Origin of the sequence: Pseudomonas sp. BR20 (assembly GCF_050780135.1) — a bacterium.
GTDB lineage: Bacteria > Pseudomonadota > Gammaproteobacteria > Pseudomonadales > Pseudomonadaceae > Aquipseudomonas.
Window position 1 is genome coordinate 2,978,965 of the sequence record NZ_CP172012.1, and the last position, 15,863, is coordinate 2,994,827.

General features: G+C 60.0%; 20 protein-coding genes and 2 pseudogenes. 14 read left to right on the forward strand and 8 right to left on the reverse strand.

The window, feature by feature from the left end; translation table 11 throughout:
* Positions 1–65: 65 nt before the first annotated feature.
* Positions 66–296: a hypothetical protein gene (locus ACHPFG_RS13765; RefSeq protein ID WP_065927941.1), complete on the reverse strand. Its 231-nt coding sequence runs from the start codon at positions 294–296 to the stop codon at positions 66–68.
* 796 nt (positions 297–1,092) lie between these two features.
* Here ACHPFG_RS13765 and ACHPFG_RS13770 point away from each other — a divergent pair.
* Both ACHPFG_RS13770 and ACHPFG_RS13775 read left to right on the forward strand, forming a co-directional pair.
* A complete protein-coding gene (locus ACHPFG_RS13770; protein WP_177409513.1) occupies positions 1,093–1,542 on the forward strand; it encodes a hypothetical protein in 450 nt (149 codons plus the stop codon).
* A 133-nt stretch (positions 1,543–1,675) separates the two neighbouring features.
* Positions 1,676–2,692 carry an ABC transporter substrate-binding protein gene (locus ACHPFG_RS13775; protein ID WP_431703077.1) on the forward strand — a complete coding sequence of 339 codons (1,017 nt, stop codon included), beginning with the start codon at positions 1,676–1,678 and terminating at the stop codon, positions 2,690–2,692.
* A 113-nt stretch (positions 2,693–2,805) separates the two neighbouring features.
* On the opposite strand, the pseudogene ACHPFG_RS13780 reads toward ACHPFG_RS13775, so the two are convergent.
* Positions 2,806–2,907: pseudogene (locus tag ACHPFG_RS13780) on the reverse strand (DUF2946 domain-containing protein); the annotation flags it as partial.
* A gap of 92 nt (positions 2,908–2,999) precedes the next feature.
* Here ACHPFG_RS13780 and ACHPFG_RS13785 point away from each other — a divergent pair.
* The 5 genes and pseudogenes from ACHPFG_RS13785 to ACHPFG_RS13805 all read left to right on the forward strand — a co-directional run bounded on the left by ACHPFG_RS13785 (position 3,000) and on the right by ACHPFG_RS13805 (position 5,702).
* Positions 3,000–3,437 (forward strand): DUF3995 domain-containing protein, encoded by a 438-nt coding sequence (locus ACHPFG_RS13785; protein ID WP_131700628.1) that lies wholly within the window; start codon positions 3,000–3,002, stop codon positions 3,435–3,437.
* 216 nt (positions 3,438–3,653) lie between these two features.
* Positions 3,654–4,463 (forward strand): annotated as a pseudogene (locus tag ACHPFG_RS13790) (TonB-dependent receptor domain-containing protein); the annotation flags it as partial.
* A gap of 108 nt (positions 4,464–4,571) precedes the next feature.
* Complete coding sequence (locus tag ACHPFG_RS13795; RefSeq protein ID WP_026136677.1) at positions 4,572–4,901, forward strand: hypothetical protein; 330 nt, start codon at positions 4,572–4,574, stop codon at positions 4,899–4,901.
* 89 nt (positions 4,902–4,990) lie between these two features.
* Positions 4,991–5,437 (forward strand): GNAT family N-acetyltransferase, encoded by a 447-nt coding sequence (locus tag ACHPFG_RS13800; protein WP_431703080.1) that lies wholly within the window; start codon positions 4,991–4,993, stop codon positions 5,435–5,437.
* Positions 5,438–5,441: 4 nt separating this feature from the next.
* A complete protein-coding gene (locus ACHPFG_RS13805) occupies positions 5,442–5,702 on the forward strand; it encodes a hypothetical protein (protein ID WP_431703082.1) in 261 nt (86 codons plus the stop codon).
* Positions 5,703–5,969: 267 nt separating this feature from the next.
* On the opposite strand, the gene ACHPFG_RS13810 is transcribed toward ACHPFG_RS13805, so the two are convergent.
* Entirely contained in the window at positions 5,970–6,914 is a 945-nt protein-coding gene (locus tag ACHPFG_RS13810) for a GGDEF domain-containing protein (RefSeq protein WP_431703084.1), read from the reverse strand.
* Between the two features lie 116 nt (positions 6,915–7,030).
* Positions 7,031–7,171 (reverse strand): hypothetical protein, encoded by a 141-nt coding sequence (locus ACHPFG_RS13815; protein WP_431703086.1) that lies wholly within the window; start codon positions 7,169–7,171, stop codon positions 7,031–7,033.
* A 221-nt stretch (positions 7,172–7,392) separates the two neighbouring features.
* Between ACHPFG_RS13815 and ACHPFG_RS13820 the strand changes: the two genes are divergently transcribed.
* From ACHPFG_RS13820 to ACHPFG_RS13835, 4 genes are read left to right on the forward strand one after another with little or no spacing between them, the layout of a single operon-like run.
* Positions 7,393–7,704 carry a YXWGXW repeat-containing protein gene (locus tag ACHPFG_RS13820; protein WP_131700632.1) on the forward strand — a complete coding sequence of 104 codons (312 nt, stop codon included), beginning with the start codon at positions 7,393–7,395 and terminating at the stop codon, positions 7,702–7,704.
* A 31-nt stretch (positions 7,705–7,735) separates the two neighbouring features.
* The gene (locus ACHPFG_RS13825) at positions 7,736–8,314 is read left to right on the forward strand and encodes an RNA polymerase sigma factor (protein ID WP_431703088.1); all 579 of its coding nucleotides are present in this window, start codon (positions 7,736–7,738) and stop codon (positions 8,312–8,314) included.
* Positions 8,311–8,736: a hypothetical protein gene (locus ACHPFG_RS13830; protein WP_431703090.1), complete on the forward strand. Its 426-nt coding sequence runs from the start codon at positions 8,311–8,313 to the stop codon at positions 8,734–8,736. Before ACHPFG_RS13825 ends, ACHPFG_RS13830 begins: the two co-directional genes overlap by 4 nt.
* Entirely contained in the window at positions 8,733–9,206 is a 474-nt protein-coding gene (locus tag ACHPFG_RS13835) for a periplasmic heavy metal sensor (protein WP_431703092.1), read from the forward strand. The genes ACHPFG_RS13830 and ACHPFG_RS13835 overlap by 4 nt, the downstream gene beginning before the upstream one ends.
* Before the next feature lie 159 nt (positions 9,207–9,365).
* On the opposite strand, the gene ACHPFG_RS13840 is transcribed toward ACHPFG_RS13835, so the two are convergent.
* Positions 9,366–9,728 carry an NUDIX hydrolase gene (locus tag ACHPFG_RS13840; RefSeq protein WP_431703094.1) on the reverse strand — a complete coding sequence of 121 codons (363 nt, stop codon included), beginning with the start codon at positions 9,726–9,728 and terminating at the stop codon, positions 9,366–9,368.
* Positions 9,729–9,854: 126 nt separating this feature from the next.
* Between ACHPFG_RS13840 and ACHPFG_RS13845 the strand changes: the two genes are divergently transcribed.
* The 3 genes from ACHPFG_RS13845 (at position 9,855) to ACHPFG_RS13855 (ending at position 12,258) form a co-directional block, all read left to right on the forward strand.
* A complete protein-coding gene (locus ACHPFG_RS13845; RefSeq protein ID WP_131700637.1) occupies positions 9,855–10,835 on the forward strand; it encodes a Gfo/Idh/MocA family protein in 981 nt (326 codons plus the stop codon).
* Between the two features lie 19 nt (positions 10,836–10,854).
* On the forward strand, positions 10,855–11,484 hold the full coding sequence (locus tag ACHPFG_RS13850; RefSeq protein ID WP_431703096.1) for a ribonuclease T2 family protein: 630 nt from the start codon (positions 10,855–10,857) through the stop codon (positions 11,482–11,484).
* 186 nt (positions 11,485–11,670) lie between these two features.
* The gene (locus ACHPFG_RS13855; protein WP_131700640.1) at positions 11,671–12,258 is read left to right on the forward strand and encodes a LysE family translocator; all 588 of its coding nucleotides are present in this window, start codon (positions 11,671–11,673) and stop codon (positions 12,256–12,258) included.
* On the opposite strand, the gene ACHPFG_RS13860 is transcribed toward ACHPFG_RS13855, so the two are convergent.
* The 3 genes from ACHPFG_RS13860 to ACHPFG_RS13870 all read right to left on the reverse strand — a co-directional run bounded on the left by ACHPFG_RS13860 (position 12,200) and on the right by ACHPFG_RS13870 (position 15,863).
* Positions 12,200–13,087 carry an AraC family transcriptional regulator gene (locus ACHPFG_RS13860; protein ID WP_131700641.1) on the reverse strand — a complete coding sequence of 296 codons (888 nt, stop codon included), beginning with the start codon at positions 13,085–13,087 and terminating at the stop codon, positions 12,200–12,202. The two genes, ACHPFG_RS13855 and ACHPFG_RS13860, sit on opposite strands and share 59 nt — an antisense overlap.
* A 141-nt stretch (positions 13,088–13,228) precedes the next feature.
* A complete protein-coding gene (locus ACHPFG_RS13865) occupies positions 13,229–14,842 on the reverse strand; it encodes an ABC transporter ATP-binding protein (protein WP_431703099.1) in 1,614 nt (537 codons plus the stop codon).
* Position 14,843: 1 nt separating this feature from the next.
* On the reverse strand, positions 14,844–15,863 hold the full coding sequence (locus ACHPFG_RS13870; protein ID WP_053134921.1) for an ABC transporter permease: 1,020 nt from the start codon (positions 15,861–15,863) through the stop codon (positions 14,844–14,846).

Sequence of the window (15,863 nt, forward strand, 5' to 3'; positions counted from 1 at the left end):
TCCGTGCGGGTTTCAGGATCGTTATGCATGGGAGGCTTGTGGCGCGGTAGAGTTCGATCGGATTGTCAGGAGGTCAGTGCCCCTGAATCCACTGCAGCCTTGAGTGCCTGCGCGGATTCTTTTCCGGCGCTGGCGGCGGTATCGAGGGTCTTGAACCAACGGTCTTTTTCGACCTGGTGCGTAGTGACGGTAGTCAACGGTGGCTTGGCGCGCATCACGATCACTGCTTGAAACTCACCGTCTACTTCCCTTGCGTCGCCATGGATGAAAAATTCGCCAATATCAAATTCCGTCACGTAAGCCTTCCCTTCGAGGTAACCAACTGCACTGATGAAACCTGGCCCGTGCGGGGGCAAATTCCAATGGACAGGCCAGTATGGCAGTTGTTGAAGGGCTGCGGCGCAGTAAAGTCATCCGGGTGACGAAACGATCCCGTCGTGCAGTGAGGCTTCCAGCCGCTTGGCCAGTTCACAGGCCTCGATGTGGTCGCTGCGAAAGCCTTTGATTCTGCCACTGGTAACTTCGCGGATATGGAAGAAGTTTCTTCCGGCGGGTACAACTTGGTAAAGAACGGGATTGGGGTACCCGTTGGGACTGCGCAAGCAGTAGTATTGTCGTTCGTCCTGACATGATGAGCGAGTGCGGGAAGACGTAGCGTCGTATGGGCGTCGTTGCATGGTCAGCTCCTGTCGATCGATCTTGTTGACCTACCAGCAGCGTTACAGGTGGTGTTGACCCGTGTTGCTGTTTTAGTATTGTCGTCGGCAGCCCGTGTCTGGTTCCGCGCCGAGATGTTTTTGTTTGTATGAGCTGTCGGAAACTGCGTTTTTTATAGTGTTATTCTCTGAAGCGGGTCGACCGGTATTCTCTGGTTATTGAACCTGTGATCTCCTGCGATGCCTGATGTCCCTGCGCTAAGCCCATCGTGCATGCCCGTCCGGGGCTTTGGGCGCAGCAACGGGGTCTTCTTCAGTTTTTCAATGAATGTGTTGTGTGATCGTGCCGAGATGGCCGTTTCTTTGTGCTGCCCGCTCTGGCGGACAGTGCTTTTTTCCATATGGGGGCGTTTCCTTGGCAGTCAGTAATCTGGATATGCACGCGTTGTTCGTGCTGGGTGATTTGCGCGCAAAGTTGGTCAAGCAGTTTCAATCCCGTTTTGTTTACATCACTGAGCAGACGCCGGAAGGCATCTACATCGCCGAAATCGATACCGAAGCGGCCATGGTGGTGGATGACAAGCCCCGTCTGGAGCTCAAAGTGGGTGACCATTTCCGTGCTGCGGTATTGCCCAGTCGCGAAGGTGGCAAGTTCGAACTCAAGTTCCGCGATATCAAGTTGACGGTGTATGGCTTGGGCGACTACGCCTTTGTGTCTTCGACCGAGGGCCAGGGCATCGTCTTCAAGGAAGGCCACAGTGTGATGCTGGTGTTTGCAGCCAATGAACAACTGCAGGAAGGCTTGACCAAAACCCTCAAGGCCGTGACCGGCAAGGCCGCCAAATGGCGCAAGGGTGAGCTGGTGACGTTCAAGGCCAGTGAATAATCGGTAAATACTGCGAACATCTCCTATCTCCCGGAACCTCTACTACAGTTGAGTTGACTTAACTATTCAGAGGCTTCGCGCATAGACAGCAAAGCCGTTCGTTGTTTGCTGCGACATCGCGAGGTGCAAGGGCATGAAAGGATTGAGAACGCTGTTGGCTGCATCGCTGACGACCCTGAGTTTATCCGTGACTTCGCTGCCAGTTTCGGCCGCGCAGGCGCCGGTGCACTTTGCCGATCTGAACTGGGAAAGCGGCAGCCTGATCACCGAAATACTGCGGGTCATCGTCGAGAAGGGCTACGATTTGCCCACCGACACCTTGCCCGGTACCACCATCACCCTGGAAACCGCCCTGGCCAAGAACGACATCCAGGTCATTGGTGAAGAGTGGGCCGGCCGCAGCCCGGTGTGGGTCAAGGCCGAGGCCGAAGGCAAGGTGGTGGGCCTGGGCGATACGGTCAAAGGCGCCACCGAGGGTTGGTGGGTGCCGGAGTATGTGGTCAAGGGTGACCCGGCCAAAGGCATCAAACCCCTGGCGCCGGACCTCAAGAGCGTGAAGGACCTGGCGCGTTACAAGGACGTGTTCAAGGACCCGGAATCCCCAGGCAAGGGGCGTTTCCTCAACAGCCCCATCGGCTGGACCTCGGAAGTGGTCAACAAACAGAAGCTCAAGGCCTACGGCCTGGATGACAGCTACGTGAACTTCCGCAGCGGTTCGGGAGCTGCACTGGATGCCGAAATCGCCTCGTCGATCCGTCGCGGCAAACCGGTGTTGTTCTACTACTGGTCACCGACGCCGTTGATGGGGCGCTACAAGTTGATCCAGCTGGAAGAACCACCGTTCGATGCCGAGGCCTGGAAGACCCTAACGGATGCGGATAACCCTGATCCGAAGCCAACGCGGTCGTTGGCATCCAAGCTGAGTATTGGCGTGTCCACGCCGTTCCAGAAGGAGCATCCGCAGATTGCCAAGTTTTTCGAGAAGGTTGAGTTGCCGATTGAGCCGCTGAATAAAGCCTTGGCGACCATGAGCGAGAACCACACCGCGCCCCGGGAGGTGGCCCAGGCGTTTCTCAAGGAACATCCAGAGGTGTGGAAAGCGTGGTTGACCGAGGATGTGGCGCAGAAGGTTGAGGCGAGCTTGAAGTAAGCACGAAGCTTACTTACCGAGCGGAGATCCAGAAATGTGGGAGGGGCGGTGCTCCTTCCACATTTTGTTTGCATTGCCGCTTTAGCATCTGGTTTGCACCGCCAGCTCAAGCGAACCCTCTGCCCGTGGCCGATACTGCAGGCGAACACATTGAACAGGACGCAGCAATAGAGCATCCAGGCAATGAGCGAGCGGTCGGCACGGGCGAGTTTTATGGGGTGGCACTTTACTATCAGCCGCCGACGAAATACCTGCAGGAAATCTCAGGGCGACTATCCTGTTTCGCACCTTTCAGGGAGAACCCGCCATGAGTTTTGTCATCGCACGATGGATCGTCGGCGTTTTTACTTGCATCAGCATGGTGCACCTGTATTGGGCTGCCGGCGGCAAACTCGGCAGCCTCGCCGCCATCCCCCAACTGCCCGGCGAGTTCGCCAGCGGGCCTCGCCCTGCGTTCAAGCCCTCGGCGCTGGGTACCTTTCTGGTGGCGATGGGCTTGGTAGGCATTGCGCTGCTGGTGTGCCTGCGGGCCGGGCTGTACTTTTCGGCGGTATCCCATGCGGCGTTGCAATGGGGCATCAGCGCGATTGCCCTGCTGATGTTTGCCAGGGCGATTGGGGATTCGGAGTTGGTGGGGTTTTTCAAGAAGGTCGGCGGGTCACGGTTTGCGCGGTTGGATACGTGGTTTTATTCGCCGTTGTGTTTGGTGTTGGGGGTGGGGCTGTTGGTGGTGGCGTGGGGGTGAGGGGTTTACGTCCTGATCAAATAGTATTGAGTCGGGATGCAAGAAAACAAAGTTGTCCTCACGCAACGCAGTAAAGTAGATAGGCATAACACTTCCCTATGTTTTCGGTCACTCGGCCAATAGTTCGAATGATTCAACTTTTCCGATATATTAGTTGTCGGAAAAATCTAATGTTAGTTGCATATAATGATTTTTGCCTTCTTAAATATAATAAGGGCGGTAGCTGATAAAAAATTAATGATCTCCCTCGTCACCAAAGAACAGATGCGTGCGCAGAATGCCGAGAGCCTCACCCAGATCCTGCGCTACAGCGCCGCAGTCCTCCCGGAAACCCGCGGCGCCACGGCTTCGCGTCTCGACCAATTGACCACCCGCGGTTTGCCCCGGCGACTCACCTAGACGGCCTGCGTGTGCCATCGAGCCGTCGATTTGAGCGGGCCGATTGACGATCAAGGCGTGTATTCCTAACGGGTGGCGGGGCTTTTTGACGATGCCGATGGACAGGTCGAACACACCGAAACCCGTCGCCAGTCGTTGTCCAGCGCGTTCACCTGGCGGCCGGACGAAGACACCTCGCTGACCTTGCTCGGGCATTTCCAGAAGTATCCCAAGGGCCCGTTCTAGGGTTCGGTGCCGGCCTGGGGCTCGTCCGACCGGGCGCAGCATCGAAGACGAGCAGTATGAAATCGGCATCAAGTATCAGCCGCAGGGCAGCAACAGCTTCATCACGGCGGCGATCTTCGACCTGCGCCAGACCGACGTCCTCACCACCGACCCGGACCCCACCCACCTGTGCGGCAGCGATCGCTGCCAGAGCCAGGACGGCGAAGTGCAATCCCGTGGTTTTGAGCTGGAAGGCAAGGCCAGCCTCAACGACAACACGGCGGCCTATGCTTACCTGGATAACCGCATCAGCAAGTCGAATAACATCGTGCGTTACGCCCCATCAGCGACATCGGCGTAAGCCCGGCCATTAGCGCCGAGGGCATCACCACCTACGCGGTACCGCGCCACACGGCTTCAGCGCGAACTACCAGTGGTGATGGCACGCCGATAAGGCAATTTAATGGCCCCTTTGTAACAAAATTCTCGCCAGAATCGCTTTTATTTTCAGGTGGTTAGGTGGGGAAGCAAATGCGCACTGTTGGAATCATGCTGATCGCCTGCTCCCTGGCCGGCGGCGCGGCTGCCGTGCAGGCACGGGAGCTGCGCGAGGGTGACAAGTACATGTGCAGTTGGGGCGCCGGCACGGCCGCCAGGGCCCAGGAGCTCAAGCTGTCGGGGGTGTCGCTGTACGCTGCGCGGCAGAAGATCCAGACCATCAAGTTCAATAAATCCTGGATGCGCATGATGGCCATGGGCATCACCGAGCAGACGTATGACAGTCGTTCACGGCTCAAGCCCGAAGCGATTCGCCAGAGTTTCTACCAGGATTGCGTGCGTTACAAAGTGGCACGCAAGTAAAACCCTACTCGCCGGCGCCGGCTTACAAATCCACGACAAACGCATGTTTCCATTTGCATACAATTGCGCTCCTGATAGAGGAGGCTTGTATGCACACGGTTATTCGCCTTGCGACGCTGGACGATATCGACGCGTTGTTTGCCATCCGCACTTCGGTGGTGCAAAACCATTTGAGTGTTGTGCAGATGGCGGACCTGGGCATTACGCCCCAGATGCTGGCCGACAGCATCCGTGAAGCACCCTGCGCGTGGGTCGCCGAAGTGGACGGTGTGCGTGCAGCCTTTGCCATGGTCGATCTGGCCGAGGGCGGGGTATTTGCGATGTTCGTACTGCCCTCTCATGAAAATCTGGGCCTGGGCCGGCAACTGATGGCGGTGGCAGAGGCCGCATTGTTTGAACACCACGACACGCTGTTTCTGATCACAGACGGTCGTGACGAGATCCGCGCCAACGGTTTTTACCGGCACTTGGGCTGGTCGGTGGTGGAGCGGGTCGAGGGTGACGACGTTCGCTACCAGAAGAGCAGGGCAGGGTAAGCCGATGAGCCCGGCAGAACACCCATCGCCCACCAGCTTGCGCGTCCTCGCGGTCGGCGTGCTGCTCGTCGCGGTGGTGCTGGGGGGCTATTTCGTGCAACTCAACGCCAAGGCGGATCGCCAGCGCGAAGAAGCGGCCGAGCGTTTGGCACTTTGCCAGCAGATTGAGCGAGTCGCCAGTGTGGCCACATCCGGTGGCCTCGAACTTCGCGATACCTGCAAGCAATTGAGAGCGAACGGGTCGAAGAGTGTCATGCCGCCTTAACTAATAACCCTTTTTAATAAGTGGAAATATCGACGGTAGTTGCACCAAAAAGTGGCATTTATATACGTCGCCACCTTAAAAAACATGTGGTTATTGAAGGACTTACACCGCTTTTAATCCGACGAAAGGATATAAAATTTTCTTGTTACAGCTTTTCACACTCGTTACTATAGCCGGGCGTTCACCTCCCACGGTTTATGCATTTTTAAATCCCAAGTTTCCATCAGCTACTTGGGATTTTTTTTGCCTGGGATTTAACCCCCTGCGTCAAACTTCACCTTCTGCATACTCCGCACGCATCCGCCCATTGCGTTTGGCCTGGTAAAGCAGCCTGTCGACATCTTCGACAAAACCCAGCATCGAGCTGTCGGGTTTGACGATGCGCGTACCCACGCCCAGGCTCAGGGTCAGCAGGTTCGATACCGCTGAACAGCCATGTTCGATCTGTTGCTGGCAGATCAGGTGCAGGCAGCGCTGTGCCACCTGTCTGGCCGACGCCGCATCGGTTTCCGGCAGCAACCACACAAACTCCTCACCACCGATACGTGCGATGAAGTCCCGGGGCCGGTTGGCGGCCAGTGACAGGGTACGCGCGACCTGGCGCAGGCACTCGTCGCCCTTGATGTGGCCATAGTGGTCGTTGTACTGCTTGAAAAAATCGATATCCAGGATGATCAACGACAGCGGCAACTGGCTGCGCTGGGCGCTGGCCCATTCGCGCTCGAGCATGGTGTCGAACATGCGCCGGTTGGCGATGCCGGTGAGGCCGTCCTGATAGGAATATTCCTCGAGTTGCTTTTGCAGGCGCACCAAGTGTTCTTCGGTCTTCTTGCGTTCACTGATGTCGAACATAAAGCCAATCAGCGCCTCGACTTCGCCGTCCTTGCGCACCACGTGCACCACGTCGCGAATCCAGACATAGTCGCCGTTCACCGTCAGCGCCCGGTAATCCGCCTCATGGTCCACCCCGGCACGGGATTGCGACACGCAGAAATTCACCACGTATTCGCGGTCGTCCGGGTGCATGCGCGAGACCCAGTCGTCAACGCTGACCCAGCTTTGCGGGGTCCAGCCCAGCAGCGCTTCGATCTGCGGGCCGATATAGCTGAAGGTCATGCTCTGCCAATCGATACGCCAGGGTATGGCCTTGGTTGACTCCAGCAGTGTCCGGTATACGTCGCTGTCTGGCTGGCTCGGAGGGGCAATGCTCATGGTGGGCGGCTCGGATGGTGGCTAATTGCCCAAAGCGTCGTGTGATCAACGGTGGGAGTCAAGTGCTTGCCGAGGCAGCAGACGAGAGGTCGAGGGGCGGGCATTGTGGCGGCCCGCTAGCTATTGACAGCATGGCTTGGTGTATCCAGTGCGCCGTAGTAACGCCAGCAGCAATGACGGTGCTCCGGCACGATCACGCAGCCGCTGAGGCTGACGATCAGCAAAGCGGCAACCAGCAGGGTAAGTCGACGGTACATTGTGTTTCCTCTTGGATTGACCGGGGTTAATCCTTCAACGCGGCGACCTGCGAAAATCCGTCGCAATCCTTTCAAACATTTCATCAAGCCCCGCCAGCCTCTGAGCAATACTGGTCTCGACCCCTGCTGAAAAATCTGCGCAGCCCGCGACGGATTTTTGCGCATGCGCCGTTCAACCCATCAGCAACCTGCACTTTCGCGTGTTGCATGAAGGAGTTGCCATGAGACCCCTGGCCACATTGCGTTTTGCCTTGCTTGCTCCGCTGGCCCTCGCCGCGTTTGTCAGCACCCCGACTTTTGCCCAGACCGAAATCATTATCCAGCAGGCGCCGCCGCCGCAGCGCGTGGAAATGATCCCGGCCCAGCGCCCCGGCTATGCCTGGGATCCTGGCCACTGGCGTTGGGAGGGGCGTGGTTATGGTTGGGTGCCGGGCCACTGGCAGCCCGTGATGCGTCACGCGCGCTGGGAGCCGGGTCACTGGGAAGCCCATGGCCCGAACTGGTACTGGCGCGAGGGGCATTGGATCCGCTGAACCCTGCCCCTTGGCCCTGAGAACTGCCCGATTGAACGACACTGATCCGGACGTTGAGCTGCTGGCGCGTATCGGCAATAACGAACCTGCCGCCGTCAACGAAATGGTGACGCGCAAACTCCCGCGTTTGCTGGCGCTCGCCGGTCGTCTCCTGGGAGACGCCGACGAGGCCAAGGACGTGGCCCAGGAAAGCTTCCTGCGCATCTGGCGCCAGGCCGCCCACTGGCGCAGTGGTGAGGCGCGTTTCGACACCTGGCTGCACCGGGTCGCGCTGAACCTGTGCCACGACCGCTTGCGGCGGCGCAAGGAGCGCCCGTTAAGCGACGCGCAGGCGTTGGAAGTGGCAGACAGCTCGCCATCGCCTGAAGAGCAGCTGGAGACCCAGGACCGCAGTGCACGCATGGCCGCCGCATTGGCGGCCTTGCCCGAACGCCAGCGCGAAGCCATCGTGTTGCAGTACTACCAGGAGCTGTCGAACATCGACGCCGCGGCCCTGATGAATATCAGCGTCGAGGCACTGGAGAGCCTGCTGTCGCGGGCCCGACGCCAGTTGCGCAGCCAACTTGCCGACACACCCGGGCTTGCCCGCCCAGGAAGGGGAAAACCATGACACCCGAACGCTTTGTTTATCTGGCCGACGTCTATGGGGCGGACCTGCGTCGCTGGCCGAATGCTGAACAGGCAACGGCCCAGGCATTGCTCCGCAGTGGCAATCTACATGCCCGCGTAGCCTTGCAGCAGGCACGTTGGCTCGACAGCCAGTTGGACAGCCATCAACTTGCATTCCCCGACCCGGCGCTGGTCCGGCAGATACGCCAATCCGCCCCACGCTCATTCTGGTCACGCTATGCCAACTGGTTATCGCCCGCTGGCCTTGTCGGCGTGGGCATTGCCGGCATCGTCACCGGGATGCTGGTGGCGTCCATGAGCGTGCCGCTGCCGATGTTGTCCTCCGAAGTGCTGCCCAGCGTCTTCGATCAAGGCGACGCGGAAGTCGTCTTCAGCGTCAACGCCGAGGAAACCGAACAATGACAGCCAGATCCCTCAAGCCGTGGTTGCTCGTTTCGGTACTGCTCAACGTGTTTTTGATCGGCGGCGTCGGTGGTGGCCTCTACCATTGGATGGCCAACACCCCGCCCGCCGAAGTGTTGGTCAACCCGCATGGCCTGCGCCAGGCGATGGTCAAGTTGCCGCCGGAGCGACGCAGGGAGCTGCGCCAACTGCTGCGTCACAATCGCGACGACAGCCAGCCGCTGATCATGGCCGGGCGTGAAGCGCGGTTGGGGGTGATCAAGCAATTGGAAGCGCCGAGCCTGGACCGTGAAGCACTGGTTGCAGAGCTGGCCAAGGCACGGGAGGCCGATATGGCGCTTCGGGCGTTGGTGGACAGCACCCTGGCGCAGTTCGCCAATACCTTGCCCCAGGATGAACGGCAGAAGCTGGTGGAGGCCTTGTACATGCGCGGGCAGGCAAAGTCGGCAGGCAACAAACCTCGGTCGTGAGCTGCGAGACCTGAAGTCGTTCGGTTAAGGACGAGCACTGTCCCTGTGGCGAGGGAGCTTGCTCCCGTTGGGGTGCGAAGCGCCCCCAGCGCCTGGTTTGAAAGACTGCAAAGCGGGCTTGGTAAACAAGGATTAATCGACAGCAGGTCGAGTGCGTATTTACAGGCGGCGTAGAAAGGATTTGACGATATGACGTGTGGCGTCGGTAGTGTCCATATCGTCCACGGCGCCATAGGGGTGCCACTGGCAATCGACAATCTCGTTCAAAGGCCGTGCATCCGCGATATTCACCACCGAGGCTTCAAACACATGGTGCACGGTGTCGCGGGCTTTAAGCTCCTGCAAGTACAGCAACCCGTCCACGTTCAACCCGGTTTCCTCTTCCAGCTCCCGTTCGGCCGCACCGACCGGGCGCTCGTCGCGTTCGACCTTGCCACCCGGCAAGGCCCATTTTGATCTGGCCTTGCGCACGAAGAGGATATGCCCCTCGTGTTCGCAAATGACCGTTGCGCGTATTTTCATCGTCTGTGCCCCGCAGCGGGATGAGTGTCATAAAAGTGTAATGCAATTGTCATGCTAAGTGGTTATGGCGCGCTGCGGTGGGGATGTGGATACTGCTCGATTGATGAAAACGGACGAGGAAAACAGATGAGCAGCGTACGTTGGGGCATGATCGGGTGTGGCAGTGTCACTGAGTTGAAGAGTGGACCCGCTTTCTACAAAGCGCCAGGTTCGGCGCTGGTGGCCGTGATGGGGCGGCGCGAGGACGCTGTGCGCGATTATGCGTCACGTCATGGAATTGCCCGTTACTACACCAACGCCCAGGCGTTGATCAACGACCCCGAAGTGGACGCGGTGTACATTGCCACGCCGCCCGACAGCCACCTGGAATACAGCCTGATGGTGGCGGCGGCCGGCAAGCATTGCTGCGTCGAGAAGCCGATGTCGCTGAACGCCGAACAGAGCGCGCTGATGCAGCGCACCTTCGAACGTGCCGGGCTGCACCTGTTTGTTTCCTACTACCGGCGCTCTCTGCCGCGCTTCCAGCAAGTGCGCGCGTGGCTGCAGGAAGGGCGCATCGGCACGTTACGCCACCTGACGTGGACCCTGTGCAAGCCGCCGGCCGCCGAAGATGCCAGCGCCGCCAACTGGCGCACCGACCCGGCCATTGCCGGTGGCGGCTACTTTGCCGACCTGGCCAGCCACGGTTTTGACCTGTTCCAATACCTGGCCGGGGATATTGTCGAGGTCTCGGGCTTTACTGCGCGACAGGCCGGGCACTATGCGGCCGAGGACGCCGTGACGGCCTGCTGGACATTCAGTTCTGGCGCACTGGGCATGGGTTGCTGGAACTTTGTCGCTGATCGCCGTGAGGATCGAGTGGAGTTGATCGGCAGCCGGGGACGTATTCAGTTCTCGGTGTTCGAAGACCAACCGCTGCGCCTGGAGGGCGAAACGCATGAGGTGCTGGAAGTCCCGTGCCACGCACATATCCAATGGCACCACGTACTTGCCATGAACGCGCATATTCGCGGCGAAGCCGAGCACCCGTCGCTGGCGATCGAGGCATTGAAGACCGATCGGATCCTGGACAAGGTGCTGCAACGTAATCCCAATCTGCCTGGATGATGTTTCAAGGAATCGCTGAATGAAATACTGGATGGTCCTGTGGCTGGCACTTGCTACAACGGCAATGGCAGCCCCGCGTAACCAAGGAACGCCTGGGGAATTTGATTTTTATGTGTTGTCGTTGTCATGGTCGCCGACCTTCTGCCTGACGCACCCGGACAACGAACAGTGTTCGGGCAAGGGCTACGGCTTTGTGCTGCACGGCTTGTGGCCGCAATACGCGCGGGGAGGGTGGCCGGCCTCTTGCGCGCCGCAATCACGGTTGAGCCGCGAAGAGATGGACAAGGGCGCGGCGCTGTTCCCGACGCGTGCGCTGCTCACGCACGAATGGTCCAAGCACGGCACCTGCAGCGGGCTGGAACCGTCGGCGTACCTGGAGAAAACCGATGCGGCGCTGGGCGTAGTCGCTATCCCTGCGCAACTGCAACCGTTCAACACGCCGCCGTCGTTGCCGGCCCGCGAGATAGAGGCGCTGTTTCGCGAGAGCAACCCGCGCATGGGCAACCATGGGCTGGCGGTGATCTGCAAAGGCAAGGTGCTGTCGGAGGTGCGTGTGTGCCTGACTAAAGACCTGGCCTTCGCCGGTTGCCCGCGCAGTGTGAAAACTCAATGCCGTGATGGCGAAATTCGCATCCCCATGCAGCGTTGAACGCCGGCATCCACACACCTTTGCCCAAGCCACTGCACTAGGTCGAGATCCCGGCTGAGGATGGGCGGGTGTGTGGCGTCGAAGACGGTGTGATCCACGCCCCAGGGTGATTTTGTTCAATACCGCTGTGCGCGGGCCTTATACCGTGGAGCCCTGTTTACGCCTCATCATAAAAAGGGAACCGCAATGAGCTTGATCATTTCCATGGCCGCCTTCGCCCTGGCCACGTCCATCACGCCGGGACCGGTCAATGTGGTCGCCCTGAGTTCAGGCGCGCGCTTCGGTTTTGTCGCCAGCCAGAAGCATGTGTTCGGTGCCGCCGTTGGCTTTACCTTGCTGTTGGTACTGATCGGCCTGGGTTTGCACGAGGTGCTGCTGCGCTGGCCCATCCTGACCCAGCTGATCCAGTGGGGTGGGGTGGCTTTCCTGCTGTACATGGCCTGGAAACTGGCGGTGGATGACGGCCGGCTTGACGCGGAGGGCGGCGCGACCGCCCCGTCGATGCTCTACGGCGCGATCATGCAGTGGCTCAACCCCAAGGCCTGGCTGGCCTGCGTGGCGGGGATGGGCTTGTTTGTGGCCGACGGCGACGCGGCGCAGGTCTGGTTGTTTGCCAGCCTCTACCTGGTGATCTGCTACCTGTCGGTGGCGTGCTGGGCCTATGCCGGGACCTTTCTGCGCCGCTACTTGGACAATCCCCACGGCGTGCGCCTGTTCAACCGCTCAATGGCCGCGTTGCTGGTGGCCAGTGTGGGTTATTTGCTGATGGCTTGAGCACCTCGCGGTATTGCCCTGGGGTGGCGGCAAAATGCTGTTTGAAAGTGCGTTGGAAGTGCGCCTGGTCGGCAAATCCCGCAGCGAGGGCCACATCGGCGATCAACTCGCCATTGCGCAGCCGGGTGCGGGCAAACTGGATGCGCTGGTTGACCAGGAACGCATGGGGCGTCAGCCCGTAGTACTGCTTGAAGGCGCGGATCAGGTACGACGGCGACAGTTCGGCCGCCAGGCAGATATCTTCGAGTTTCAACGCCTCGGTGCAGTGCACACGGATGTACTCGGCGGCCCGCTCCAGCTTTTGGTTGACCTCGCGCATCGGTGTGGGTGACGGGTTCAGGCGCTGCTGGACTTCGCTGAAGTAACTCACCAACGCGCTTTGCTTTTGCAGGAGCTCGGCCTGCTCATTCACCAGCATCCGGTACAACGCCAGCAAGCCGCTGTACAGCAGCGGGTCACGGGTATGCGGCGTATTGAAAGCGCGATAACCCTGGTCGGTGCTGAAACCCAATTGGTACTGCAATTCGGTCAGCCAGGGCGTGTCGAGGTAGAGCATATGATAGGACCATGGCTGGTCGTGGATAGGGTTGCACGCATGCACATCGCCCGGGTTCATCAGTACCACGGTGCCGGCGCTGATCTGGAATGTATCGGCGCCGTAATGGTAATAGCTGCGCCCAGTGGTGATCGCGCCGATGGAAAAATGCTCATGGGCGTGACGGGTATAAGTGACCTTGCGCCCGTCGGCGATGGTGCGCGCTTCGATGAACGGCAGGCGCTCGTCGCGCCAGAAGCGCGGCGCGGCGGGGCAGGGGGCGGTCAGCGTCATGGGCACGACTCCAGGGCAATCAAGATCAGTAACGGATCGTTGCACAGACCCTGGCGTTTGTGTAGCCGTTGGCTTGGCAGGGGGGCACGCAGTGATCCGATTGTGCGGCACACCCACGCGGGACGTGGGCGTGCAGATCGCTCAGAGGGGCTCTGGGCACGGCACCAGAAAGGCAGCTTCCAGCAGTTGGCGTGTATACGCATGCTGAGGATCGGCAAAGATCGTCCGCGCATCGCCCTGTTCCACCACCTGCCCCTGCTTGACCACCATCAGTTGGTGACTCAGCGCCTTCACCACCGCCAGGTCATGGCTGATAAACAGGTAGGTCAGGTTGTACTTGGTCTGCAGGCTGCGCAGCAATTCCACGACCTGACGTTGTACCGTGCGGTCGAGCGCCGAGGTCGGTTCGTCCAGCAGGATCAGGCGTGGCTTGAGCACCAACGCACGGGCGATGGCGATACGTTGGCGTTGGCCGCCGGAGAACTCATGGGGGTAGCGATGACGGGATTCAGGGTCCAGGCCGACCTCCTTGAGCGCTGCGATAATCGCTGCTTCCTGCTCGGCTGGCGTGCCCATCTTGTGAATGCGCAGGCCTTCGCCGACGATCTCGCTGACGCACATGCGTGGGCTCAGGCTGCCGAACGGGTCCTGGAACACCACCTGCATTTCCCGGCGCAACGGGCGCACCTGTTGCTGGGTCAGCGTGTCCAGCTGCTGGCCTTCGAAACGAATCCCGCCCTTGCTGGCAATCAAGCGCAGGATCGCCAGGCCCAGGGTGGATTTGCCCGAGCCGCTTTCGCCGACGATGCCCAGGGTCTGGCCCTGGGGCAGGCTGAAGTTGATCCCATCCACCGCTTTGACGTAATCGACGGTGTTGCGCAAGAAGCCTTTCTTGATCGGGAACCAGACTTTCAAATCGTCAACTTCCAGCAACGGCGGCCCGACTTCGTTGGTGGCCGGTCCACCACTGGGTTCCGCGGCCAGCAGTTCCTGGGTGTATGGATGCTGGGGCGACTGGAACAGCGTCTCGCACTCGGCCTGCTCGACGATGCAACCTTGTTGCATCACGCAGACGCGGTGAGCAATGCGTCGCACCAGGTTCAGGTCATGGCTGATCAGCAGCAAGGCCATGCCCAGGCGTGCCTGCAACTCCTTGAGCAACTCCAGGATCTTCAACTGCACGGTGACGTCGAGGGCCGTGGTCGGCTCATCCGCGATCAACAACTCCGGCTCATTGGCCAGGGCCATGGCGATCATCACCCGCTGGCGCTGGCCGCCCGACAGTTCGTGGGGCAGGGCCTTGAGCCGTTTGTGCGGCTCGGGGATGCCCACCAGTTCCAGCAACTCCAAGGTGCGCCGGGTCGCGACCTTGCCGGTCAGGCCCTTGTGCAGGCCGAGCACTTCGTTGATCTGCTTCTCGATGCAGTGCAGCGGGTTCAACGACGTCATTGGCTCCTGGAAGATCATCGCGATGCGGTTACCGCGAATATGCCGCAGGGTCTTTTCCTTGAGCGTCAGCAGGTCTTGCCCGGAATAGGTGATGGTGCCGGACGGGTGCCGGGCCAGCGGGTAGGGCAGCAGGCGCAGGATCGAGTGGGCGGTCACCGATTTACCGGAGCCGCTTTCGCCGACCAGGGCCAGGGTTTCGCCGCGCTTGATATCGAAGCTGACGTTGTTGACCACGCGGTGGTGATGCTCGCCCGTGACGAACTCGACGGAGAGGTCGCGGATTTCGATCAGATTGTCCTGATTCATCTCATTTCCTCGGGTCAAAGGCATCGCGAGCGGACTCGCCGATAAACACCAGCAAGCTCAACATGATCGCCAGCACGGCGAACGCGCTCATGCCCAGCCAAGGTGCCTGCAGGTTGGATTTGCCCTGGGCCACCAGTTCCCCCAGCGAGGGCGAACCGGCCGGCAGGCCAAAGCCGAGGAAATCCAGGGCGGTCAGGGTGCCGATGGCGCCGGTGAGGATGAACGGCATGAAGGTCATGGTCGAGACCATGGCATTGGGCAGGATGTGGCGGAACATGATCGCGCCGTTCTGCATCCCCAGTGCCCGGGCCGCACGCACGTATTCGAGGTTACGCCCGCGCAGGAACTCGGCGCGCACCACGTCCACCAGGCTCATCCAGGAAAACAGCAGCATGATCCCCAGCAGCCACCAGAAGTTCGGTTGCACGAAGCTGGCGAGGATGATCAGCAGGTACAGCACCGGCAAGCCGGACCAGATTTCCAGGAAGCGCTGTCCGGCCAGGTCGACCCAACCGCCATAGAAGCCCTGCAAGGCCCCGGCGATCACGCCGATGATCGAGCTGAGCACGGTCAACGTCAGGGCAAACAGCACCGACACTCGGAAGCCGTAGATCACCCGCGCCAGCACATCGCGGCCCTGGTCGTCGGTGCCCAGCAGATTGACGCTCGAAGGCGGCGCGGGGGCCGGTACCTTCAGGTCGTAATTGATGCTCTGGTAGCTGAACGGGATCGGCGCCCACAAGGTCCAGGCGTCCTTGGCCTTGAGCAGTTCCTGGATATACGGGCTTTTGTAGTTGGCTTCCAGCGGGAACTCGCCGCCGAAGGTGGTTTCCGGGTAGCGCTTGAGCGCCGGGAAATACCAGTCGCCGTCGTAGTGCACCGCCAGTGGCTTGTCGTTGGCGATCAACTCCGCGCCCAGGCTCAGGCCGAACAGGATCAGGAACAGCCACAGCGACCACCAGCCACGCTTGTTGGCCTTGAACCGCTCGAACCGGCGGCGATTGAGGGGGGACAGGTTCAT